Consider the following 21013-nt stretch of genomic DNA (forward strand, 5'->3'; position numbering starts at 1 on the left):
AGCGTTAGCCGGCAATCGGCCGGCGCGCTAGAGTGGTCTCAACGCTCCCGGCCGCCTGGATAACCCTCATGACCCGCCCCCGTTTCTTGCCCGACAACTTCACCCTGACCCTGGTCGGCGTGGTCCTGCTCGCCAGCCTGCTGCCCGCCAGTGGCCAGGTGGCCGTAGGCTTCGGCTGGTTGACCAACAGCGCCATCGCCCTGCTGTTTTTCCTCCACGGCGCCAAACTGTCCCGCGAATCGATCATTGCCGGTGCCGGCCACTGGCGCCTGCACTTGCTGGTGTTCGGCCTGACCTTCGTCCTGTTCCCGCTGCTCGGCCTGGCGCTCAAGCCCTTGCTGTCACCGATGATCGGCGCCGACCTGTACATGGGCATGCTCTACCTCTGCGCACTGCCGGCCACAGTGCAGTCGGCGATTGCCTTTACCTCCCTGGCGCGAGGCAACATCCCGGCTGCGATTTGCAGCGCGGCGGCGTCCAGTCTGTTCGGGATCTTCCTCACGCCTTTGCTGGTGACCTTGCTGCTGGACGTGCACGGCGATGGGGGCTCGACCCTCGATGCGATCGTGAAGATCAGCGTGCAGTTGTTGCTGCCCTTCATTGCCGGGCAGATCGCGCGGCGCTGGATCGGCGCCTGGGTGGCGCGCAACAAGAGCTGGCTGAAATTTGTCGATCAGGGCTCGATCCTGCTGGTGGTGTACGGTGCTTTCAGCGAAGCGGTGATCGAAGGCATCTGGCACCAGATCCCGTTGCGCGACCTGGCCGGGCTGGTGGTCGCCTGCTGCGTGGTGCTGGGGCTGGTGCTGGTGGCCTCCACCGTGCTGGGCAAGGCCTTGGGTTTCAATCAGCAAGACCGCATCACCATCCTCTTCTGTGGCTCGAAGAAAAGCCTGGCCACGGGCGTGCCGATGGCCCAGGTGCTGTTCGCCGGCAGCACCATCGGCGTGTTGATCCTGCCGCTGATGCTGTTCCATCAGATCCAGCTGATGGTCTGCGCGGTGCTTGCCCAGCGCTTCGCCAATCGCCCGGAATCGGTGCCCGAACTGATGGGGCAGGTCGATCCTTGATGGTAAGTCGCTGTTTTAAAATAAAATAATTTAGCGAGGGGGTTCCCAGGCGGCAAGAATGTTGGTAAATTGCCGCCCATTCCTGCTGAGGGCATTCCCCGGCTCTCCAGGCAGCAGCTACAGGGGCGTCGCCAAGCGGTAAGGCAGCAGGTTTTGATCCTGCCATGCGTTGGTTCGAATCCAGCCGCCCCTGCCATATTTCTGATAAGCAGCACTCGCGCACTTCGCGGGTGCTGCTTATTGCATTCTGTTCATCCCCTCCGTAACAAAACACCTTCCCACGGCACAACCTCCTTTGCAGGTTCGTTCCTCGATCCCGTCTGCGCGTGATGGCGAGTGGATATCTGCAAGAAGCCGATTATGCTCAATGAAACCTTGCAGCGATGCGAGGCCGTCAGCCTGTGTGCATGCTTTGCGCAATCCGTAATCCAATGACATCAGCCCCAGGGCCAGGGTGCGGCAACAAGAAGGTAGTGGGGTACTCCGGCCTATAACAAGAGAAAGACGGAGACGACTCATGGCCGCAATCGATAACACCACCGCGGGCAACACGCCTCACCACGGCATCACCAAGGAGGAGCGCAAGGTTATTTTTGCCTCGTCCCTGGGCACCGTGTTCGAATGGTACGACTTCTACCTTTATGGCTCCCTCGCCGCGATCATTGCCAAGCACTTTTTCGCCGGCGTCAACGAGACCACGTCCTTCATCTTTGCCTTGCTCGCGTTCGCCGCCGGCTTCGCCGTACGCCCCTTCGGTGCCATCGTGTTCGGTCGACTGGGTGACATGATCGGGCGCAAGCACACCTTCCTGATCACCATCGTGATCATGGGTGTCTCCACGGCGATCGTCGGCTTCCTGCCCGGTTACGCGACCATCGGCGTGGCCGCGCCGATCATCCTGATCACCCTGCGCCTGTTGCAAGGCCTGGCCCTGGGTGGCGAGTACGGCGGTGCGGCGACCTACGTAGCCGAACATGCCCCCAAAGGCAAGCGCGGCTATTTCACCTCGTGGATCCAGACCACCGCGACCCTCGGCCTGTTCCTTTCGCTGCTGGTGATCCTCGCCTGTCGCACGGTGCTTGGCACCGAAGCGTTCGAAGCCTGGGGCTGGCGGATTCCCTTCCTGCTGTCGATCCTGCTGCTGATCGTTTCGGTGTACATCCGCCTGCAGCTCAGTGAATCACCGGTGTTCCTGAAAATGAAGGCCGAGGGCAAGTCCTCCAAGGCGCCGCTGACCGAATCCTTCGCCCGCTGGGACAACCTCAAGATCGTGATCATGGCGCTGCTCGGCGGTACCGCCGGCCAGGCCGTCGTCTGGTACACCGGGCAGTTCTACGCGTTGTTCTTCCTGCTGCAGACGCTCAAGATCGACGCGCAGACGGCCAACCTGCTGATCGCCGGTTCGCTGCTGATCGGCACGCCGTTCTTCGTCATCTTCGGGAGCCTGTCCGACCGCATCGGGCGCAAGGGCATCATCATGGCCGGCTGCATCCTCGCGGCGCTGACCTACTTCCCGATCTTCCATGCGTTGACGCAGTACGGTAACCCCGACGTGTTCATCGCACAGGAGAAGAACCCGGTCACGGTGATCGCCGATCCAGACCAGTGCTCGTTCCAGTTCGACCCGGTGGGCAAGGCCAAATTCACCAGCTCCTGCGACCTGGCCAAGACCGTGTTGGCAAAACGGGCCATACCCTACAAGAACGAGAAGGCCGCCCCGGGCACTGTCGCGCAGGTTCGCATCGGCGACAAAGTGATCCCCAGCTTCGAAGGCACCGGCATGCCGGCCGCCGACTTCAAGACCCGCAACGACGCCTTCGTCGCGGCCCTGGGCACCTCCCTCAAGGAAGCCGGCTACCCCGAGAAGGCCGACCCGGCCAAGACCAACTACCCGATGGTGCTGCTGCTCCTGACCATCCTGGTGATCTACGTGACCATGGTCTACGGCCCGATCGCCGCCTGGCTGGTGGAACTCTTCCCGGCGCGTATCCGCTACACCTCGATGTCACTGCCATACCACATCGGCAACGGCTGGTTCGGCGGCTTCCTGCCGACGGTGGCCTTCGCCATGGTCGCGGCCACGGGCGATATCTACTACGGGCTGTGGTACCCGATCGTCATCGCGGTGATGACGGCGATCCTGGGTATCTTCTTCATGCCGGAAACCAAGGATCGGGAGATTCATCACACTTGAAATCTGTTGGAGCCAGCGGCGCGGCTGTCCGCCGCCCGCTCGCTCCTTCAGCCAAGGCGTAGGAAATCGCCTTCTGATATTCACTCTGTAGGAGCTGCCGCAGGCTGCGATCCTTTGATCTTTTGCTAGCCTGTTTGGCGTCTATCGAGGCTGTTCTTGATTCAATGCGTTTGCCCAGTGCTCGAATCACCTTGGCGAACGATAATCGCATTGTCCTTGCTGATTGTTTGCTGGAGGTTTTGGCCGGTGACTTCCCTGACCTGTCCGTCGTGTGCGTACGTTACTTCGACATGGCCGCCACCAACAAAATCCATGCGAAAAATACGCGTATGATTCTGTGTTCGCACAGCAAATGATTCGATCTCAGACAAGTTCCTGATCCCTATTGACTTAGGGACAAGATTTTCGATGGTCACACTACCATCCCGCATGACCATCGTTGCCCCGTCCGGACGAGTGACTTTCATGCCGCCCTCAATTTTTTCGATGACGTGACCATAAACCTGACCGCCAAGGACGTTATTTTCGTCGTCTAGGTGAAGTACGCTTTTACCCGCTGGCACCTCTGTTTCCGGCGTATGTATCTCGAACGTTATTTTATCGTCTGCTTCATGCTTGCTCATTATGCTGCTCCTTTTTAGTTGCCGGAATTGGCGGTGTTGTTTCTAAGGTGTGAGTCGTGCGTGTTACCAGTTGCACCCTGCCCATCAGGAAATACTCAGGCTTCTCCGAACAATATCCATTTGATATTTTCCTCTTCGACGATCACTCGGTCGGCGAGCAAGAAGCGGCTGTGGTGCCTTTGGATTTTTACTGTTGGCAGGATTTCGCCCTTCTCGAAACGGCGAATTTGTGCACCTTCGAGGCGCGAGAAAAACTGGTTACCTATATCGGCTTTCCAGTAGCCAGACTGCGGGCAGGCTTGGCCGCTGTTGCAGGTCGGCCTGGGGGAAGTAGCCTGGATGAAGCCGGGAGAATCCGGCAGCGGTCGGCCGGTGGCAGGATCGAGGGCTTTGGCCTTGGCCAAATTAAGAATCAGCGCTTCACTGGGTTTTTCTGGTGGGATGTTTGCCAGGCGTTCTTCCAGCCATTGCAGCTTGCCGTCCCAGGCGGGCAACTCGGCGGGTGGCAGCGGGACGATCTCGTTGATCTCGGGGACTTTGGGATTGGCGTAGGAGTAGTCCGAGAGGATTTTCCAGATTTTTTTGTAGCGATCGGCGCGTTCGAGGTCTTCTTGTTGGCCCAGGTAGTACAGCCGATCATCCGGCTCCGGACCACGGAAGCCCTCGGTCAAAAAAGAAGCCGAAGTACTATCACCGGCAGCTGCCCCAAGTTGGAATGCTTCGAGTGCCTCTTGAAAATGCCCATCTATCGACAAATCAACACCGAGTGCTCCTGCAGCTTTACCGTTTCCTTGCTCCCCAGCACAACGGCGCATTAGCCGGGCAACGTCCGGGGCAATGTTGATCGGCGCTAACTTGTCGGCGATATATGTCTGGCCTTGTGCATTCCCTTGATCGGCGGACTTGCGGTAGTAACGCAACGCCATTTCGTGATCCTGCTGCAACCCGGCCGAACCATGCTGCAGAAAAATGCCGACAAAGTAATATCCCGCTCCCACGCCCGCGTCGATCAGTTGCTCACTCATGCGCAAATGCTCTTCACCACGGAGTTTGAAGAAACCGCGCATCGCACCGTTCTGCAGATTGATATTGGCCTTGTAGTGTCCGTTCTCACTGGCGATGCGGTATAGACGTTCGATCTCTCCATCGACAGTCTTGTCCTGTTTGAGTTGGTTATTCTTTTGCAACCAGCGCGCGTAGCGGAATAGCACATCGGCCTCCGCGGGAGCCTCAGGTATCTGCTCGTGCACACAGTTAAAAGCCATCCTGGCCTTGGCTTCAGTTAAAGGGTTCAAGGGCATTTTCTCGGTCGAAGAAGAAGGAGGGTTACTGATGTCGCAGGCAACCAGCAGCAGGCATGAAAGCAAAAAGAGCCGTCGCATCAGTCGAGATCCGACAGGTCGGATTTGCCGAAATAGAACTCGACGAGGGGGGCGTAGGGAGTCAATTCTTTGGATTGAAGACCTTTATTTCGATTGATGATGTCTTGCCAGGCTTTGAACGCCTCCTGTGGGTCATCCTGCGCACCCTTTTTATCCGTATGCATCTCCCACAACCGTCGCCGCAACCCCTGCGTCACACTTGCCCACTCATGCGCAATATTCAGCTCGCTATCCACCTGCATGCTGCGGGTATTGATGTTGGCCGAGCCGTGGGTGGTAAACACGTCGTCGACGATCATCAACTTGGAGTGGATGTACACCGGCATCCAGTCCTTGCCCGCTGGTGAGTCGGGGGCCACCAGTGAGCACACATGAACTTTCAGGCCGGAGAGTTCCGGAAGTTGGGCAAATGTTTCACCCTCGATTGCCTCGATTTGGCGCTCGAGTTCGGCTTTGCGCCAATCGTTGTGCCAGGCCTTGCTCCGCTGATCTTCCTTGGCCTTTTCGCTGAGATCGGTTCCGCCCAATGCGTCGGTGAGATTCGTCAGCGTGATCAGGGCATGCCGTTCAATACGTTCGCTAAGACCGGATTTCTGTGCGGCAGCTTCAGCTTTTGCCTTTTCAATACGCCGTAACTTGGTGATTGCAGGCATGGTATGGCCACGCCCAAGGCTTTCGAGCATGCGCTGGGTGTTTACAGTGCCGGAGCCTATGCCACCCTCACTGGCATTGGTGATCACAAACAGGTGCAAGTGCCCATGAATGGCGGGGTCACGCCCGGCCTTGGTCTGACCGGCGGCGACGGCCTTGATCAATTCGGCCAGGGGCGGCCATCGGAAATACTGGTTTTCGATGTAGATGAACTGGGTCGCGTTGTTGACGGCTTGCAGGTAAAGCTTCTCGATATCGCGTTTACTCTCCTGGGCCTGGGTGCGCAGGATCTGTGCGATTTGGCGGGTAGCTTGCGGGGTGCATTGCAGTAGCGGCCCCACTTGCATGGCTTGGCGTGAGTCGAGCAAATTCTCGCCGGTTTCCTTGCGCCAGGCGGTGGCAAAGTTGTGGTGCAGGTGTTCCAGGATCGGTCCGCTGACCTGACTTGAAATGTCCTGCCGTGGAGTATCGCCTCGCGGACCCTTGTTGGGGGCGGGCTTGGTGTTCTTGTCACGGTTCAGTGCCGAATGGTCATCGGTGTCCCAGTACTCGTCGAGCATGTTGTGACCCATCACGAAACCAACGGCACGGTCTGGCAGTTCATAATCAACGAGGACGGTTTTTTGGTGATGGGTCGCTGTTGCCGTCAGGACGAATTGCGTGGTGGCACTGATCTTCGGGTCGAGACTTTTGTACATCGCCTGATGGGCTATTTCAGCCCTTTCAAACACGCTGAAACCGCGACTGACGAACACTGGAGTGCTGCGAGCTGCCACATGCGCCGCGGCTATGCTGTCGGCAAGCGAACAGTTGGCAAACCACTGGCGGTCATAAGCGTATTGTTCATCCGTGGAGGGTTGCATCTCCCGATCGTAGTATCGGAATGGGCCTTTTCCGGGCAGGTTGGCTTCTCCGGCTTTGCCTGCCGTATTGAATGGCATCTCCCATCCGAGTATCCGGACCTTGACGCCTTCCCGAGCCATGGCCATCAGTAATTCACCGATGCGCGGCGATATGCCGTCGCGAATGAAATACATCGACGGCTGAAACCCCCAACAGATGATGTCGATAGTTGCCTGGGCCTTTGAAATGGCCAGGTGCACAGCCCGAAACGTTTCTTCCCCATTGATCAACGGCTGGTAAGTTGCCATCGCGGGAGGGTATTCGGTATTGCGCACATACCAGGGCGGAGTACAGGTCACCTCTTGGGTATGCTGGAGTGCGACCGGTGTCACGATCTCGTATTGGCTCATTGTGTTTTCCCTTCCTGCTCTTTGATTCCTTCCATCACCGAGGCATACAGGCCTCGGTGATCCGTGTGCGATGTGGGTTGGCTTACCTCGTCGTGGACTCGAGAGGGGTGGTTGTGCAATCCGCGATTAGCCAGGTGCGCCTGATCGGAATTGCGGTAATCGGTAGGAACCGGGATCTGGTAGGTCACACCGTTAGCCATGACCAACCGGTAGCCGCGTGTCACGACCTGATGATCGATCAGGATTTGCCCGGAAGCGTCCAGCACGCCTTGTTTGAGTTCGGCACCGTCGGCGTAAAGCGTGTAGGGCATACCCGCCCAGACACGGCGGTTGGCATTGGGGGTTTGCGCTACGTTGAATCGCAGCGTTTGTTTTGACAGGCTTTGCGGATAATCCGGATGGGCGGCGGTCATGCTGGCCGGGCCGCTAAAGGCGAAGTGCGCAGCCTTGACCTTGTGGTCGCCCGCCGTCCCCGATTCAATGCCGCCTGCATCGAAGCTGAGATAGCTGCCCCCGCCATTGAGGGCGATTTTCTTTTTTGCAGTGATATGGATTTCGTCTTCGGTGCTGGTAATCGACAGCCCGTGGCGAGCGAGCAGTTCCAGGGAGTCGTTCTGCGCCTGCACTGAGATCGGTCCCTGGTTGGCAAACAGCTTGATCCCCAGTTTGCGCACAAACAGGCTAAATCCCTGGCCCACACCCATGAACAAGTGCTTGACCACGCTGATGTCGGCTTCGCCGCCGGCGTTGAGCATCAGGTTGTCCTGCGCCGCCAGTTGCAGGTGCTCGCCACTGCTCAAGGCGATGCCTTGGGGCGCGCTGAGCAGGATCACCTGAGCCTCGAGCTCGTCGAGTTGCTCATGCAGCAGTGACAATTGGGCCTGCACATCGGCGGGATCGGCGTGAGCCGCCTGGGCGGCGCTGGACAGGCCTTGCAGTTGATCGCCAGCCTGTTGCAAGCGGCCCTGTGCAGCCTGCATGTCCAGCACCTGGCCCTGGGCTTTGGGCTGCAGGTCGGCACTGATGAACAAGCCTTTGCCTGCCCGGATGGCGCCGTGCCCATCCGTGCGCAACTCAAATCCTTCGCCACGTTTCTGTTTCTTGGCATCCACCAGATGCCCCAGGTTCAGCTGGCTCTTGCCACTGTGCTCGGTACTGAGCTTGACGTGCTCCTCGCCGCGGTTGTCCTCCATGCGCAGTTTGTTGTTCGCCGGAGTGCGCAGCACGTTGCGCTTGTAGTTGCGCAAGGTCACGTGGTCCGGGTGGTCGCTGTCGTGCAGGGCGTGGGCGATGTAGGGGCGGTCGGGGTCGCCTTGTTCGAAGGCGATGGCCACTTCGGTGCCGCAGATCAGCGGCAGGTGCAGGCCGTGGGTGTCGCCGGCGTAGGGGCGTGCCTGGCGGAGCCACATGCTTTCCTGGCCGAGCTTCCAGGGGTCGCGATCGAAGAGGAAGTTGACCTTGTAGCGGCCTTCGAGGTCGATTTCGGCGTAGGGATCGTTGGCTTTGCCGCTGGTGACGCGGGCCGGCAGGGTGCCGGCGATGATCGGTTTGGGCGGTACCGGCGGGCGGAAGCAGACCATTTCCGCGTAGGGGATGGCCTCGAAATTTACTTCGATGCTGCGGTCGCGGGCGGCGCGGGTGTGCAGGCCGGTGATCACCGCGCCGGGGGCAAAGGCCTGGGGCGCGTCGGCGATTTTCAGCACCTGGCCCGGCGCCAGGGTGGCGCTGCTGCTGGCGCCGCTGAGGTGGGTCTGGTCGTTGAGGTAGCGTTCGTGGCGCAGGCGCGCGTAGAAAAAACCGCTTTCGCTTTGCAGGTCTTCGTCCTGATCGAGGCGATCGCCGAGCACGCGATAGGGTTCGGCGTAGTGGTAGGCCTCGCCGTAAGTGGTGGTCGTAGTGGCGCGGGTCTGGTCGACTTCGCCATCGAGCCTAGCCCTGGCATCGCGGTGGTGATAGGCACGGAAGTTGATGGATTTCTCCACCACCTGGTGACGGGTTTGCAGGCCCCACACGCCGTCCTCGCCGCTGGCGAAACCGGCCGGTGCACGCAACGGCAGCTTTACGCCGAACTGGTAGTGACGCTGGTCGTCGTGGAACTCGACGACGTCGATCTGCAGGCGGTCGTCGTGGCTGAAGCGGTACCAGATGCCGACTTCGGCCAGCAGCCGTTCGATGAACGCCAGGTCGCTTTCGCCGTACTGCATGACCTGCTCGCGGCGGGGGTATTCACGCACCAGCTGGAACAGGAAGTGCTGGCCAAGAAAGTCGTGGCGACTGCGCAGGATGTGCTCGACGATCTCCGGGACCGACTGCTGCTGGTACAGGCGGTACTGGCGGCCGTGTGCGAGCAGCGCCAGGCGCGGTTGCAGGGTGATTTCATAGCGGGCTTCGTCGCGGGAGCTGGACAAACGCTGGAAGTTGTTGACCATGCCGTAGAGGCTTCGCAACGGCTTGTACTCGGGCGCTGGAAAGCCTGGGTAAGGTGGCCTTGGCGGCGAGGGGTACAGGCTGAAACGAGCGTCCTTGTTGAGCATCTGCTCGGCGCTGAGGTCCTGATTGGTGCAGGTGAATTCGATGCGATAGGTGAAGGGCTGGCTGAGGTGCTCCTGGCCTTCGAAGGCCAGGACGTCGAAGACAGCGTCGAATCGGTAGATGGTGAACTTGTGGCGAGTGTGGTCAAAGAAAATGCGCGGTGTGTTGGACAAAATCAGTCCTCCCTGGGCTGGATCGGCATACGGGGAGGCTTGGTTTTCCACCCTCGTTCAAGCACACGAGAGCTTTCAGGAATCTGATAAAGGATGGGATCGGACGCTTCCGATGAGCGCGTAGGATGCGTCCGAGATGGTTGCGTGCCGGATCTGTAGGATTTTTTGCGGGGTTGACGAAGGGAGGGACGCGGCGGTAATCCCACGGCATTCAAGCGTTTGGAGCGAGGGTTGTTCCGCCTCTATTGGCAGCGTTTTTTCGAGCAGTTTGCAGAGTGTTTAAAAGCCCATCAGGTTACTTCCCGAAAGCCACAGCGCCGTGCGTCGTCTCCTACGATTACGCCAGAATCCGCCGGCTTGTGCGCCTTGGGGCTGCTCGGTAACTTGATTCGTGTCACTGATGGTCAGTGATCGGGTTTAGTAGCCCGGCTAAGGTTGAAGCGGTGCTCGGCGAGCTGGCGGTGAGTCGGGTGTTGGATCGGATTGATCGGGCTGAATAGAAGATCAAAAGATCGCAGCCTTCGGCAGCTCCTACAGGGGGATGCGTTCACTTGGGAACAGGTCGGCTGTCAGGCCGCCATCGTCGGCAGGCCCCACAATAGATCGGGTACAGCCGCGAGAGACAGGTTGACTGGGAGGACGTCATCGCCGGCAGGCCGGCTCCCACAGTAGGTCGGGTACAGCCGCGAGAGACAGGTTGACTGGGAGGACGTCATCGCCGGCAGGCCGGCTCCCACAGTAGGTCGGGTGCAGCCGCGAGAGAGTGGTTGACTGGTAGGGCGCCTTCGCCGGCAAGCCGGCTCCTACAGTAGGTCGGGTACAGCCGCGAGAGAGTGGTTGACTGTGAGGGCGCCTTCGCCGGCAAGCCGGCTCCTACAGTAGGTCGGGTACAGTCGCGAGAGAGTGGTTGACTGGGAGGGCGCCTTCGCCGGCAAGCCGGCTCCTACAGTAGATCGGGGACAGCCGTGGGGGACAGGTTGACTGGAGGGCGCCTTCGCTGGCATGTCGATCTCCTGCAAGGCTGTATGCCGCTCGTCTACTCGAACGCACGCAATCCCCTGGACGCCTTCAAAGCTGTACGACCCGGAAAACCCGGGCACAGTTTGTGAGGTGAGACATGTCCAGCGAGTCGACTTTCCAGGACAACAAACAAGACCCGGACAAGACGCTACCCACGTCGGACGATCCGGGCAAATACGATCCCCTGAAACAGGCCGACCTCGACGATGAAGAGGGCGAGCAGGAATGGAACGAGCGCGACAGGAAGCTGCCTGAGGCAGATGAGCAAACACCTTTGTCCGACGACAGGCGCTAGGAAAAGCGCCCGGTGATAGATCGAAGTACTGCCCAGGAGAACAGCCAATGACCCTATTCACGCCCTTGACAGGTTCGCCTTCGACGCTTGCGGATGCCGACGCCGGCGGCCAGTACCGCGAACTCTACGATCTGCTGTACAGCAACGACCCACAAGCAGCAGCGCTGGGCGAGCAGTTCCTGCGCGAGCAACTGGCCGAGGCCGCTGAACTGCCCTGTGATCTGCCCGAAGCGCCAGGACAGCTGGCGGCATGGTCAGAACATCATTGCGCCGACGTCGCGCGCGACTATGCCCTCTACCTCGAGGAACGCAAGCAGGGCGGGCCACCTCGGTATTTCTCGAACAAGGCCCATGCCCTGTTTTTCCTGCAACGGGTAGCGCCCACCAAGGAGGTCGACGGCGCCTGGCTAGCCGGTGTGCTCGAGCACTGGCAGGACCTGCGTTATGACGGGCTTCTGAGCACTTATCTGGAAGAGCTGGGCAACGGCGATCCGCGGCAGAATCACGTGGTGATCTACCGCAAGCTGCTGGCTGCGCACGACTGTGGCGACCGACAGGGACTGCTCGACGAACACTTTCGCCAAGGCGCGATTCAACTCGCATTGGGGCAGTGCAGCGACAGGTTCATGCCCGAGGTGATCGGCTACAACCTCGGCTACGAGCAATTGCCGCTGCACCTGCTGATCAGCGCCTATGAACTGCGTGAGCTGGGGATCGACCCGTACTATTTCACCCTGCACGTGACCATCGACAACGTCAGCAGCGGGCACGGACGCAAGGCGATTGAAGCGCTGCTCGACCTGATGCCGATGGAGCAGGGACGGGAGGAGTTCTATCGGCGTGTCGCCATCGGCTATCGACTCAATGACCTGGGGCCGGGCTCGACGGCGGTGATTGCAGGCTTCGACCTGCAGCAGGAAGTGATCGCCATGCTCGAACGCAAACGCAGCTTCGGCCAGCACATGCATTCCGATTACTGCAAGGTCGAAGGCCAGACCGTCAATCAGTGGCTGGCGACTCCGGGCCAGATCGAAGAGTTTCTCGGCGCGCTGCAACGCAAGGGCTGGATCAAACGCCATGGCCCGCCCAAGGAGAGCCGATTCTGGCAATTGATCGAGGGCGATACGGCGGCCATGTTCGGCGTGTTCAGTGGCTATGAAAAACAACTGCTGCACGACTGGATCGCCGGTGACTGGCAAGACCCGCAACGCCAGCCTGTGCCACGTCGGGCGCCATCCGACGATGCCTTCGCCGATGAAGCCTTTGCGAACGACCCTGAGCTCAAGGCGTTGCAGGATTCCCTGCGCGACCAGTCACCGCGGCAACAACTGCAATTGCTGATCCCGTGGCTTTCGGCCCAGCGCCATTGTCGACCCGCCGGACTTTACGCCACGCGACTTTTCATTGAATGCGTGGCCCGTTTGCGCTGATTTCAGGAGAGTCATGCATGTCAGGACAACAGATAGCCGATCGCACATTGCTGGAGCTAGGCAGGCTTCTGGCTGCCGAGGACTACCGTTTCATCACCCCGACGCCCTTGACCCACGAACGGGTGTGCCAGCGCTTTGTGCCGCTCTTGGCCAAGGACCTGCGTGATGTGTTCGGCTGGTCGATGCCTTTCGAGCACGGGCTGTTTTCACCGCAGCAGCTGGCTGAATTGGAACAGGCGGGCATCGTCGAAAAGGAGGGATCGCTTTGGCGCAGCACGGTGCGCTGGTCAAGCCTTGGGCGCTTGCTGATTGCCCATTCGGCGTATCCGACCACGCAGAGCGACTCGGTGTTCTTCGGACCCGACAGCTATCGTTTTGCGCAACTGATCGAAGCCCATCTGCAGCAGCGCGCGGAACCCGTGCGGCGAGCGGTGGACATAGGCTGCGGGTCCGGCATTGGCGCGCTGGTTATCGCCCTTGCCCGGCCGGACGCCGAAGTGCTGGCGGTGGATATCAATCCACGGGCGCTGCGCCTGTCGGCGGTGAATGCCGAGCTGGCCCAGGCCAGTAATGTCAGCGCTTACCACAGCGATGTGCTGGGCAGTGTCGAAGGGCAGTTCGACCTGATCATCGCCAATCCGCCCTACATGAACGACAGCCAGCAACGCGCCTATCGCCATGGCGGTGGCGCGCTGGGCGAAGCCTTGTCTGTGCGCATCGTCCGCGAATCGCTGCCGCGCCTGGAAAAGGCCGGCAGCCTGGTGTTGTACACCGGGGTGGCGATGGTCGCCGGGACGGACCCCTTCCTGGAGTCCGTACAGCCGCTGCTGAGTGACGACAGGTACGACTGGACCTATCGAGAGCTGGACCCCGACGTGTTCGGCGAGGAACTGCTCAAACCCGGTTATGAACGGGTGGAGCGCATCGCCGTGGTGGCGTTGATCGTGACCCGGCGGCATTGATGCAGCGCCGGATCAGTTGCCGTCCGCCACCTTGCGTTGTATCTCGTCAACTTTGCGCCGCAGGTCTTCGGCTTGCTCCTCGGTGGTTTCGGGGGGCGAAGGTTCGAGGCTTTCATCCTCCTCGGTCGGCGTGTCGGCAGGGGTGATGCGGTCATCGTTGTTCATGGCGCTGGCCTCCAGTGGGTATACATTGGATCGAAGCCCGGGCTACGAGTTCTAGATATTTCTCGGCTGACCTTTTGACCAATGTTCGCTCACCGCGCCATGGGAACCCTGCACCGGGTCCTGCTCGGGAAACGGCAGGGTGTCGATGCTTTGCTGTTGCGCAGCGCTCGGCGCTTCACGGCAAATGTCGGCGTGCTGGCCCGGCGGGTAAGCACCGACCACCAGGAAGTCGTCGCTCGAATCCAGGTTGCAGTGACCGGTGCCGGCCGGCAACAGCAGCACATCCCCGGCACCGACTTCCAGCACCAGGCCATCGGGCCCGCCCAGCATCAGGCGTGCATGCCCGCTGGCCACCCCAAGCACCTCATGGCCTTCGGTGTGGTAGTGGTGATAGTCATACACTCCATAGCGCCATTGCGGCGGCCAGCCGTTGGCACTGAAGGTTTGCTCGAACAGGGCAGCTGGATCGTCGCCCTGGACAGCGATGGCCTTGGGATAGATCAGCACCGGCAGGCGCGGGTTGTTCGGCACCCAGCCATTGCGTTCGAACATCAGTTTTTGCGCTGGAGCATGCGCTTGTGAGTTGCTCATTCGAGCTCTCCTCCATTGTGAAGGGTGTCTATAGAGCAGAGACATTGCCTTGGCCCGGGTGGTTCTAAAAACGGGCTCAGCGATACACGTACAGATGCAATGAACTCCTGCAGGCTGCCTGCCTCTCAACTTCAAGTCATGAGTTTCAAGAGCACTCAGAAGGGAGAATGGGCCATGAGCAATGCGGCAACCCTCGAACGCCTGCTGCAGCCGTTTGCCTGTCGGCCAGCGATAAGCACCGCGGACGCTGCGCTGCAACCGATGTTGCAGCAACTGATTAGAGCTGGATTTGCTGACCTGCCAATGCCCGGGCAGGGCCGTACGCTGGAACGCTGGCGCACGCTGGCCGCCGTCTCCGCCAGCGACCTGCGGCTGGCCAAGTTGTTCGAAGGCCATACCGACGCGCTGGCAATCATGGCCGAGCTCGAGCCCGACTCGCCTGCGGCCGCGGGCAATTGGGGAACCTGGGCGGCCGAGCCTCCCTATGCCCGGCTCGAGATTGTCGATCGCCATGCAGGCAATGTTTACCTGCAGGGTCGCAAGGCCTGGTGTTCCGGCGCCGCCATGCTCGATCAGGCGCTCGTGACGGCGTGGGATGAACAGCAGCGGCCGCAGTTGGTGGCGCTCACGTTGCGCCAGCCCACGATCAGGCTACTCGAGGATGGCTGGCAGGCGGTCGGCATGGGCAGTACGGCCAGCATCGACCTGCTGTTCGAAGGTGCCCTTGGCCGTTGTGTCGGGTTGCCCGGACAGTATGTCGACCGACCCGGCTTCTGGCAGGGCGGGGGTGGAATAGCCGCGTGCTGGTACGGCGCCGCTTGCGCGCTCGCCGGTTACCTTCGCCAGCACTGCACGCAGCCGTATCACGACGCCCATGCCGAGGCGCATCTGGGGGCTGTCGATGCGGCGTTGTGCATGGCCAGGGCGGCGCTGCGGGAAACGGCTCGCTGGATCGATGACAACCCCCAAAGCTCACCGCAACTTCCGGTCCGGCGCCTGCGCGCCCAGGTCGAAGTTGCGGTCGACAGCGTGCTGGCCCATGTCGGGCGCGGGTTGGGGGCCACGCCGTTCTGTCGTGACAGTCACTTCGCCAGGCTCGCCGCCGACCTGCCGGTATTCGTGCGCCAGAGCCATGCCGAAAAGGACCTGGCGCAGCTTGGACAGCAGGTCGCCGCGCAACCGCTTGAGGGCTGGGAGCTGTGAGCGCCGAGTCGGTATCTCAAGCGGAGAATCTCATCCAGGGTCCCGGCACATCGCTGGCCCAATGGCAGGCCAGTGACTGGCTGGCGCGGGTGCCCACCATCACCCACCGTGAACTCGTGCCTGCGGGCCAGCGCCTGGTGGTGGTCGCCCCGCATCCTGACGATGAAGTGCTCGGATGTGCTGGCATCCTGGCCGGGATGAAGGGCAGGGAGGCCGACGTCCTGATGATCGCGGTCACCAATGGCGAAGGCAGCCATCCGCAGTCTCGCCACTGGACACCGGAGCGTCTGCGCCGTCAGCGCCCACTGGAAAGTACACGCGCGCTCGCCCGCATGGGGCTCGATGTCACTGCCCTGGACTGGCAGCGCCTGGGCTTGCCCGACAGCGGCGTAGCGGGGCAGGAGGCGTTACTGATCGAACGCCTGGCGGCGTTGATTCGCCCGCAGGATCGGGTGATCACCACCTGGCGCTACGACGGCCATTGCGATCACGAGGCGACTGGCCGGGCGACCGCCAGCGCGGTCGCCCGGCAAAGGGCCTGTCTGATCGAAGCGCCGGTCTGGGCGTGGCATTGGGCGCGGCCGGACGATGCCCGAATCCCTTGGTCGCGGGCGCACAAATACCTGCTGGATCCCCAGGTGTTGGCGCAAAAGCGCCAGGCCATTGCCGCCCATGTCTCGCAGGTCAGCCCACCGGCGGTGTTGAGTCGAGAAACCCTCGAACGCCTGATGCAACCTTTTGAACTGGTGTTTCTATGAGCCTGTCGCCCGACTACTTCGAACAAATGTTCAAGGCCAGCGATGACCCCTGGTCCTTTCGTACCCGCTGGTATGAAAAGCGCAAGCGCGAACTGACGTTGGCCAGCTTGCCGCGCCAGCGTTATCAACGGGTTTTCGAGCCGGCCTGCGCCAACGGTGAACTCAGTGCGCAGCTGGCCGAGCGCAGCGACGCGTTGCTGTGCCAGGACATCAACGCGAAGGCGGTGGCACTGGCGCGCCAGCGCTTGAGTGGCCTGCAACATGTCCGCGTCGAGCAGGCCCGTATGCCGCAGGATTGGCCGGACGGTGAATTTGACCTCATCGTGCTGAGCGAAGTGGGCTACTTCCTCGATGCAGGCGAATGGCAGCAGGTCATCGAGCAGACCTTGCGCAGCCTGGGCCCGGCGGGCAGCGTGCTGGCCTGTCACTGGTTGCATCCGATCGAAGGCTGTTCCCAGGACGGTCGCGACGTCCATGCAGCGCTTGCCGAGCGTCTGAATCTGCATCGTGTGATGCGTCATGAAGAAGCGGATTTCCTCCTTGAATACTGGAGCCGTGACGCGACCTCGATCGACCTTGCCGAGACCTGCCAATAGTCAAAAGGCCAACGACTTCAGGTAGTCGCCAAAACCTTCCCGGCAACGGCAGTGCTGGCGGGCGCTGGTGGTGACCCGGTTCCTCGCCGTCCACATGATGCGCGCGCCGCTGCGCTCCAGATCGGCCACCAGCTGCACGTCCTCGTGGGCGGGCAGGGCTTGGAATCCGCCCGCCTTGCGGTAAGCCGCCGAAGAGACGCCGAGGTTGGCGCCATGGATATGCCGGTGACCGTCAACGGTGTGGTAACTGGCGTGATAGCGCTCGCGCACCCGCTCCGGATGTTCGGACCAGTCGGCGACATCGACCAGGCCGCAAACCGCATCCGCGTTGAAGCTGATCTGCTCTGCCAGCCAGGTATCGGGAACGACGCTGTCGGCGTCGGTGAAGGCCAGCCAGCGTGCATCCTTCGCCAGCAGGTGTTCGGCGCCTTGGGCCCGGGTCTTGCCAACGTTGCGGTGGTTGCAGCTCAGCGTCCACACGTCATAGGCCTGGGCGATGTCGAGGGAAGCGTCCGTGCAGTCGTCCAGGACGATCAGGATCCTGACTTCCTCATCGTCCAGATCTCGGTGGAAAGACGCCGCCAGCAGCGACTCGATGCATTCTTCAAGGCGCTGTTCCTCGTTATGCACCGGCACAATCACTCCTATCATCTGCAATTCCCCATGGCTGGCTTTTCGATGTCGACCGGGGTTGATGACCATTGGTTGCAACTGTTTTCACGCGAAGGCGATCACTTATGGCGCTCGACCATTGATCCACTGTCGTGAACGAAAAAAGGAACCGCCGCAGCCGCTTTGTGCCCTTAGACATAAGCAGGGGGGAGGTAGATGGATGTGAATGTTCAGTCAATTTTCACAGGGTGCGCCGGATGGAGCCTGGGCCGGGAATATTCGGCCGACTTCACGGCAAAGGGCACCCACTTGCAGCGTTATGCGGCGCGACTGAACTGCGTTGAGATCAACAGCTCGTTTTATCGCCCGCATCGCGTCCAAACCTACCAGCGCTGGGGCGCCTGCGTGCCGGCCGGCTTTCGCTTCAGCGTCAAGGTGCCCAAGCAGATCACACACGTGCAGCGTCTGCAGGACTGTGACCAGGCGCTCGAGGAGTTTGTGCTGCAGTGTTCCGGGTTGGGCGATCGCCTGGGCTGCCTGCTGGTGCAATTGCCGCCGTCTCTGGAATTTGTCGAGCCGATTGCCGAGGCTTTTTTCGTCAGTCTCAGGCGGTGTTTTGCAGGGGGTGTGGTGCTTGAACCCCGACACGAATCCTGGATGGAGGCCGAGGCCCTGTTGGTGCACTATCGCATTGCGCAGGCTGCGGTGGATCCTTCGCGCATCAGCACCGACTCGACTCCACGGGGATGGCCGGGGCTCAAATACTGGCGGCTGCATGGCTCGCCACGCATCTATTACAGCCCCTATGACGAGCAGCGGCTGGAACGCCTGGCGGGCGAGATGCACGCAGCTATGGCCGACGGGGCGTCCGCCTGGTGCATCTTCGACAACACCGCCAGCGGCGCGGCATTGGGCAATGCCTTGACGCTGGCGCAAAACCTGGCCGCTAAACGCCTTTGGTAGTCGGCAACAGGATCGTCAGGATGCCCAGCAGCGGCAGGAACGAGCACAGCGTGTACACATACTCGATGCCGTGGATATCCGCCAGGTGCCCGAGCAGCGCGGCGCCGATGCCGCCAAAACCGAACATCAGGCCGAAGAACACCCCGGCGATCATGCCGACGTTGCCGGGCACCAGTTCCTGGGCGAAGACCACGATGGCCGAGAAGGCCGAGGCGAGGATGAAGCCGATGATCATGCTCAGCACGCCGGTCCAGAACAGGTCGACGTAGGGCAGGGCGAGTGTGAAGGGTGCGGCGCCGAGGATCGAGAACCAGATCACCTGCTTGCGCCCGATCCGGTCACCGATCGGCCCGCCGAAGAAAGTGCCGGCTGCCACGGCGCCGAGGAACAGGAACAGGTACAGCTGCGAACTGGCCACCGACAGGTCGAACTTCTCGATCAGGTAGAAGGTGAAGTAACTGGTGAAGCTGGCCATGTAGAAATACTTGGAGAACACCAGCAAGGCCAGGACCACCAGGGCGAAAGTCACCCGTTGCCTGGACAGGCCATGGGTGGCCTTGGTGCCTTGCTTGAGCTTGAACAGGTTCAGGTGGTTGCGGTACCAGCGGCTCAGGCCGTATTGCACGAGGATGGCGAAGACTGCGAACAGGCCGAACCAGGCGACGTTACCCTGGCCGTAGGGGATGACGATGGCCGCCGCCAGCAGCGGACCGAAGGCGCTGCCGGCGTTGCCGCCGACCTGGAAGGTCGACTGGGCCAGGCCGTAGCGTCCGCCCGAGGCCAGGCGCGCAACGCGGGAAGTTTCCGGGTGGAAGGTCGACGAGCCAATGCCCACCAGGGCCGAGGCCACCAGGATCGCCCCGAAGCTGCCGACCATCGACAGCATCAGGATGCCGATCAGGGTGCAAACCATGCCGGCCGGCAACAGCCACGGCTTGGGGTGGCGGTCGGTGTAGTAGCCGACCCAGGGTTGCAGCAGCGAAGCGGTCAGTTGAAAGGTCAGGGTGATCAGGCCGACCTGGGTGAAAGTCAGGCCATAGGTGGCCTTGAGCATCGGGTAGATCGACGGCAACACGGCCTGGATCAGGTCGTTGATCAGGTGCGCCAGGGCACAGGCGCCGATGACGCGCATCACCAGCGGGCTGGCCTGGCTGGCCACCGAGGCGGTGGCCTTCTTGGAGGTAGTGGCGGAGGCGGTTGTACTGATGGACATGGGATCCTTCCAGAGAAAAAGCGCGGCCGGCGCAGGGTAAAAGCGCTGGCCATTTCAGGGTTCAGCGCTATCCTAGGGGGCGTCCGATTGCCTGTCTCGCGCAATTCGGGAATCGACTATCGCAAAAAGGGCATCATGATCAAGTCGCTGGATGAATTCCTCAGGGAGATCGACGGCCGCGCCTGCGCCGTGAGCAGCAGCGCCACCGACTACCCGGAGAACTGGGTGATCGAAGCGCACTCCCATCAGGCCCACCAACTGATCTACGCCATCGAAGGCGTGATGGTGGTGCACTCTGGATTGAGCCAGTGGACGGTGCCGCCCAGCCGCGGGATCTGGATGCCGAGCCGGCATATTCATTCGATTCGCTGTGTCGGCCCGTTGAAAATGCGCAGCCTGTTCGTGCGCCCCGAGGCGGCTGCGGATATGCCAGCGGAACCCCGAGCGGTGAGTATTTCGGCGTTGCTCAGTGAGTTGATCAAGGTCTCGGTGGAGATCAGCGGACCCTACGAGGCGGACTCGCGCGAGGGCCGGGTCATGCGCCTGATCCTCGATGAACTGCGGATCCTGCCGACCTTGCCTCTGCACCTGCCTCAGCCCACGGACCCACGGCTCAAGGTGGTGTGCTCGGCGTTGCAGCGCGATCCCGGCGATGGCTCGACCCTGGCGCACTGGAGCGCACACCTGGACCTCGATGAAAAAACCATCCAGCGCCTGTTCCGCAAGGAAACCGGGATGACCTTCGGCCAATGGCGTCAGCAGGCGCGCCTGCTGCTGGCCCTGGAGCGCATCGCCGTCGGCGAGAAGATCATCGACATTGCCGGGGAGCTGGGCTACGACAGCCCCAGTGCGTTCACCAGCATGTTCAAGAAACAGTTCGGCAAGACCCCCAGCCATTTCTTCAGGTAGCCGCGCTCCCGCGGCAACGCCCGATCCACTGTAGGAGCTGGCTTGTCGGATCGCCGCATCGCAGCGAAGGCGGTGTGTCAGTCACCAGAGCTGTTGGATGCGCCGGCCTCTTCGCTGGCAAGCCAGCTCCTACAGGTCCGCACCGCACAGGAAAGCTGTGTATGGCCACAAATCTCTTGTAGCGGTGTGTCAGTCACCCGTGATGCTGGATGTGCCGGCCTCTTCGCTGGCAAGCCAGCTCCTACAGGTTCCACGGCGCACACGAAAGCTGCGTATGGCCACAAATCCCTTGTAGGAGCTGGCTTGCCAGCGAAGGCGGTGTGTCAGTCACCAGAGCTGTTGGATGTGCCGGCCTCTTCGCTGGCAAGCCAGCTCCTACAGGTTCCACAGCGCACACGAAAGCTGCGTATGGCCACAAATC

Annotated in this window: 18 protein-coding genes and 1 tRNA gene; 11 read left to right on the forward strand and 8 right to left on the reverse strand. The window is 61.1% G+C overall.

The window, feature by feature from the left end:
* The first annotated feature begins 68 nt into the window (after nucleotides 1–68).
* The 3 genes from ACM6I6_RS12395 (at nucleotide 69) to ACM6I6_RS12405 (ending at nucleotide 3261) form a co-directional block, all read left to right on the forward strand.
* Nucleotides 69–1067, forward strand: coding sequence for a bile acid:sodium symporter family protein (locus tag ACM6I6_RS12395; RefSeq protein ID WP_274076242.1), 999 nt, complete (start codon nucleotides 69–71; stop codon nucleotides 1065–1067).
* 121 nt (nucleotides 1068–1188) lie between these two features.
* Nucleotides 1189–1263: transfer RNA gene (locus ACM6I6_RS12400), tRNA-Gln, on the forward strand.
* Nucleotides 1264–1584: 321 nt separating this feature from the next.
* On the forward strand, nucleotides 1585–3261 hold the full coding sequence (locus tag ACM6I6_RS12405) for an MFS transporter (protein ID WP_323609136.1): 1677 nt from the start codon (nucleotides 1585–1587) through the stop codon (nucleotides 3259–3261).
* Between the two features lie 161 nt (nucleotides 3262–3422).
* Here ACM6I6_RS12405 and ACM6I6_RS12410 read toward each other — a convergent pair whose 3' ends face one another.
* The 4 genes from ACM6I6_RS12410 to ACM6I6_RS12425 all read right to left on the reverse strand — a co-directional run bounded on the left by ACM6I6_RS12410 (nucleotide 3423) and on the right by ACM6I6_RS12425 (nucleotide 9875).
* The gene (locus ACM6I6_RS12410; RefSeq protein ID WP_323609137.1) at nucleotides 3423–3884 is read right to left on the reverse strand and encodes a hypothetical protein; all 462 of its coding nucleotides are present in this window, start codon (nucleotides 3882–3884) and stop codon (nucleotides 3423–3425) included.
* A gap of 95 nt (nucleotides 3885–3979) precedes the next feature.
* On the reverse strand, nucleotides 3980–5266 hold the full coding sequence (locus tag ACM6I6_RS12415; RefSeq protein ID WP_414919963.1) for a sel1 repeat family protein: 1287 nt from the start codon (nucleotides 5264–5266) through the stop codon (nucleotides 3980–3982).
* Nucleotides 5266–7170: a phosphatidylserine/phosphatidylglycerophosphate/cardiolipin synthase family protein gene (locus ACM6I6_RS12420; RefSeq protein WP_323609139.1), complete on the reverse strand. Its 1905-nt coding sequence runs from the start codon at nucleotides 7168–7170 to the stop codon at nucleotides 5266–5268. Before ACM6I6_RS12420 ends, ACM6I6_RS12415 begins: the two co-directional genes overlap by 1 nt.
* Entirely contained in the window at nucleotides 7167–9875 is a 2709-nt protein-coding gene (locus ACM6I6_RS12425; RefSeq protein WP_414919964.1) for a type VI secretion system Vgr family protein, read from the reverse strand. Before ACM6I6_RS12425 ends, ACM6I6_RS12420 begins: the two co-directional genes overlap by 4 nt.
* A 1117-nt stretch (nucleotides 9876–10992) precedes the next feature.
* Between ACM6I6_RS12425 and ACM6I6_RS12430 the strand changes: the two genes are divergently transcribed.
* From ACM6I6_RS12430 to ACM6I6_RS12440, 3 genes are read left to right on the forward strand one after another with little or no spacing between them, the layout of a single operon-like run.
* Nucleotides 10993–11190, forward strand: coding sequence for a hypothetical protein (locus tag ACM6I6_RS12430; RefSeq protein ID WP_166621358.1), 198 nt, complete (start codon nucleotides 10993–10995; stop codon nucleotides 11188–11190).
* A 47-nt stretch (nucleotides 11191–11237) separates the two neighbouring features.
* Nucleotides 11238–12620: an iron-containing redox enzyme family protein gene (locus ACM6I6_RS12435; RefSeq protein WP_414919965.1), complete on the forward strand. Its 1383-nt coding sequence runs from the start codon at nucleotides 11238–11240 to the stop codon at nucleotides 12618–12620.
* 17 nt (nucleotides 12621–12637) lie between these two features.
* Nucleotides 12638–13582 carry a methyltransferase gene (locus ACM6I6_RS12440; protein ID WP_414919966.1) on the forward strand — a complete coding sequence of 315 codons (945 nt, stop codon included), beginning with the start codon at nucleotides 12638–12640 and terminating at the stop codon, nucleotides 13580–13582.
* Between the two features lie 12 nt (nucleotides 13583–13594).
* On the opposite strand, the gene ACM6I6_RS12445 is transcribed toward ACM6I6_RS12440, so the two are convergent.
* Both ACM6I6_RS12445 and ACM6I6_RS12450 read right to left on the reverse strand, forming a co-directional pair.
* On the reverse strand, nucleotides 13595–13747 hold the full coding sequence (locus ACM6I6_RS12445) for a hypothetical protein (protein ID WP_166621360.1): 153 nt from the start codon (nucleotides 13745–13747) through the stop codon (nucleotides 13595–13597).
* A gap of 51 nt (nucleotides 13748–13798) precedes the next feature.
* Nucleotides 13799–14338, reverse strand: a complete 540-nt coding sequence (locus ACM6I6_RS12450; protein WP_414919967.1) for a cupin — start codon at nucleotides 14336–14338, stop codon at nucleotides 13799–13801.
* Between the two features lie 174 nt (nucleotides 14339–14512).
* Between ACM6I6_RS12450 and ACM6I6_RS12455 the strand changes: the two genes are divergently transcribed.
* The 3 genes from ACM6I6_RS12455 to ACM6I6_RS12465 are packed head-to-tail and all read left to right on the forward strand — an operon-like array spanning nucleotide 14513 to nucleotide 16895.
* Nucleotides 14513–15541, forward strand: a complete 1029-nt coding sequence (locus ACM6I6_RS12455) for an acyl-CoA dehydrogenase (RefSeq protein WP_414919968.1) — start codon at nucleotides 14513–14515, stop codon at nucleotides 15539–15541.
* Nucleotides 15538–16299, forward strand: coding sequence for a PIG-L deacetylase family protein (locus ACM6I6_RS12460; protein WP_414919969.1), 762 nt, complete (start codon nucleotides 15538–15540; stop codon nucleotides 16297–16299). Before ACM6I6_RS12455 ends, ACM6I6_RS12460 begins: the two co-directional genes overlap by 4 nt.
* A complete protein-coding gene (locus ACM6I6_RS12465; protein ID WP_414919970.1) occupies nucleotides 16296–16895 on the forward strand; it encodes a class I SAM-dependent methyltransferase in 600 nt (199 codons plus the stop codon). Before ACM6I6_RS12460 ends, ACM6I6_RS12465 begins: the two co-directional genes overlap by 4 nt.
* Here the strand turns inward: ACM6I6_RS12465 and ACM6I6_RS12470 are convergent, their stop codons facing one another.
* Nucleotides 16896–17546 (reverse strand): glycosyltransferase, encoded by a 651-nt coding sequence (locus ACM6I6_RS12470; RefSeq protein ID WP_274077548.1) that lies wholly within the window; start codon nucleotides 17544–17546, stop codon nucleotides 16896–16898.
* 177 nt (nucleotides 17547–17723) lie between these two features.
* Between ACM6I6_RS12470 and ACM6I6_RS12475 the strand changes: the two genes are divergently transcribed.
* On the forward strand, nucleotides 17724–18470 hold the full coding sequence (locus ACM6I6_RS12475; protein WP_414919971.1) for a DUF72 domain-containing protein: 747 nt from the start codon (nucleotides 17724–17726) through the stop codon (nucleotides 18468–18470).
* On the opposite strand, the gene ACM6I6_RS12480 is transcribed toward ACM6I6_RS12475, so the two are convergent.
* Nucleotides 18454–19683, reverse strand: a complete 1230-nt coding sequence (locus ACM6I6_RS12480; protein ID WP_414919972.1) for an MFS transporter — start codon at nucleotides 19681–19683, stop codon at nucleotides 18454–18456. The genes ACM6I6_RS12475 and ACM6I6_RS12480 overlap by 17 nt on opposite strands.
* A gap of 87 nt (nucleotides 19684–19770) precedes the next feature.
* On the opposite strand from ACM6I6_RS12480, the gene ACM6I6_RS12485 reads away from it, so the two are divergent.
* The gene (locus tag ACM6I6_RS12485; RefSeq protein WP_323609448.1) at nucleotides 19771–20592 is read left to right on the forward strand and encodes a helix-turn-helix transcriptional regulator; all 822 of its coding nucleotides are present in this window, start codon (nucleotides 19771–19773) and stop codon (nucleotides 20590–20592) included.
* The last annotated feature ends 421 nt before the right edge of the window (nucleotides 20593–21013 follow it).

This window comes from Pseudomonas sp. IT-P218 (assembly GCF_949767605.1).
In the GTDB taxonomy this organism is placed as follows: Bacteria; Pseudomonadota; Gammaproteobacteria; order Pseudomonadales; family Pseudomonadaceae; genus Aquipseudomonas; species Aquipseudomonas putida_AE.

Bases quoted from the DNA above. Each gene is read 5' to 3' on its own strand.
- ACM6I6_RS12410 (WP_323609137.1), bottom strand. From the start codon at position 3,884: ATGAGCAAGCATGAAGCAGACGATAAAATAACGTTCGAGATACATACG.
- ACM6I6_RS12455 (WP_414919968.1), top strand. From the start codon at position 14,513: ATGAGCAATGCGGCAACCCTCGAACGCCTGCTGCAGCCGTTTGCCTGT.
- ACM6I6_RS12435 (WP_414919965.1), top strand. From the start codon at position 11,238: ATGACCCTATTCACGCCCTTGACAGGTTCGCCTTCGACGCTTGCGGAT.
- ACM6I6_RS12470 (WP_274077548.1), bottom strand. From the start codon at position 17,546: ATGATAGGAGTGATTGTGCCGGTGCATAACGAGGAACAGCGCCTTGAA.
- ACM6I6_RS12405 (WP_323609136.1), top strand. From the start codon at position 1,585: ATGGCCGCAATCGATAACACCACCGCGGGCAACACGCCTCACCACGGC.
- ACM6I6_RS12445 (WP_166621360.1), bottom strand. From the start codon at position 13,747: ATGAACAACGATGACCGCATCACCCCTGCCGACACGCCGACCGAGGAG.
- ACM6I6_RS12415 (WP_414919963.1), bottom strand. From the start codon at position 5,266: ATGCGACGGCTCTTTTTGCTTTCATGCCTGCTGCTGGTTGCCTGCGAC.
- ACM6I6_RS12395 (WP_274076242.1), top strand. From the start codon at position 69: ATGACCCGCCCCCGTTTCTTGCCCGACAACTTCACCCTGACCCTGGTC.
- ACM6I6_RS12430 (WP_166621358.1), top strand. From the start codon at position 10,993: ATGTCCAGCGAGTCGACTTTCCAGGACAACAAACAAGACCCGGACAAG.
- ACM6I6_RS12450 (WP_414919967.1), bottom strand. From the start codon at position 14,338: ATGAGCAACTCACAAGCGCATGCTCCAGCGCAAAAACTGATGTTCGAA.
- ACM6I6_RS12465 (WP_414919970.1), top strand. From the start codon at position 16,296: ATGAGCCTGTCGCCCGACTACTTCGAACAAATGTTCAAGGCCAGCGAT.
- ACM6I6_RS12475 (WP_414919971.1), top strand. From the start codon at position 17,724: ATGGATGTGAATGTTCAGTCAATTTTCACAGGGTGCGCCGGATGGAGC.
- ACM6I6_RS12480 (WP_414919972.1), bottom strand. From the start codon at position 19,683: ATGTCCATCAGTACAACCGCCTCCGCCACTACCTCCAAGAAGGCCACC.
- ACM6I6_RS12420 (WP_323609139.1), bottom strand. From the start codon at position 7,170: ATGAGCCAATACGAGATCGTGACACCGGTCGCACTCCAGCATACCCAA.
- ACM6I6_RS12440 (WP_414919966.1), top strand. From the start codon at position 12,638: ATGTCAGGACAACAGATAGCCGATCGCACATTGCTGGAGCTAGGCAGG.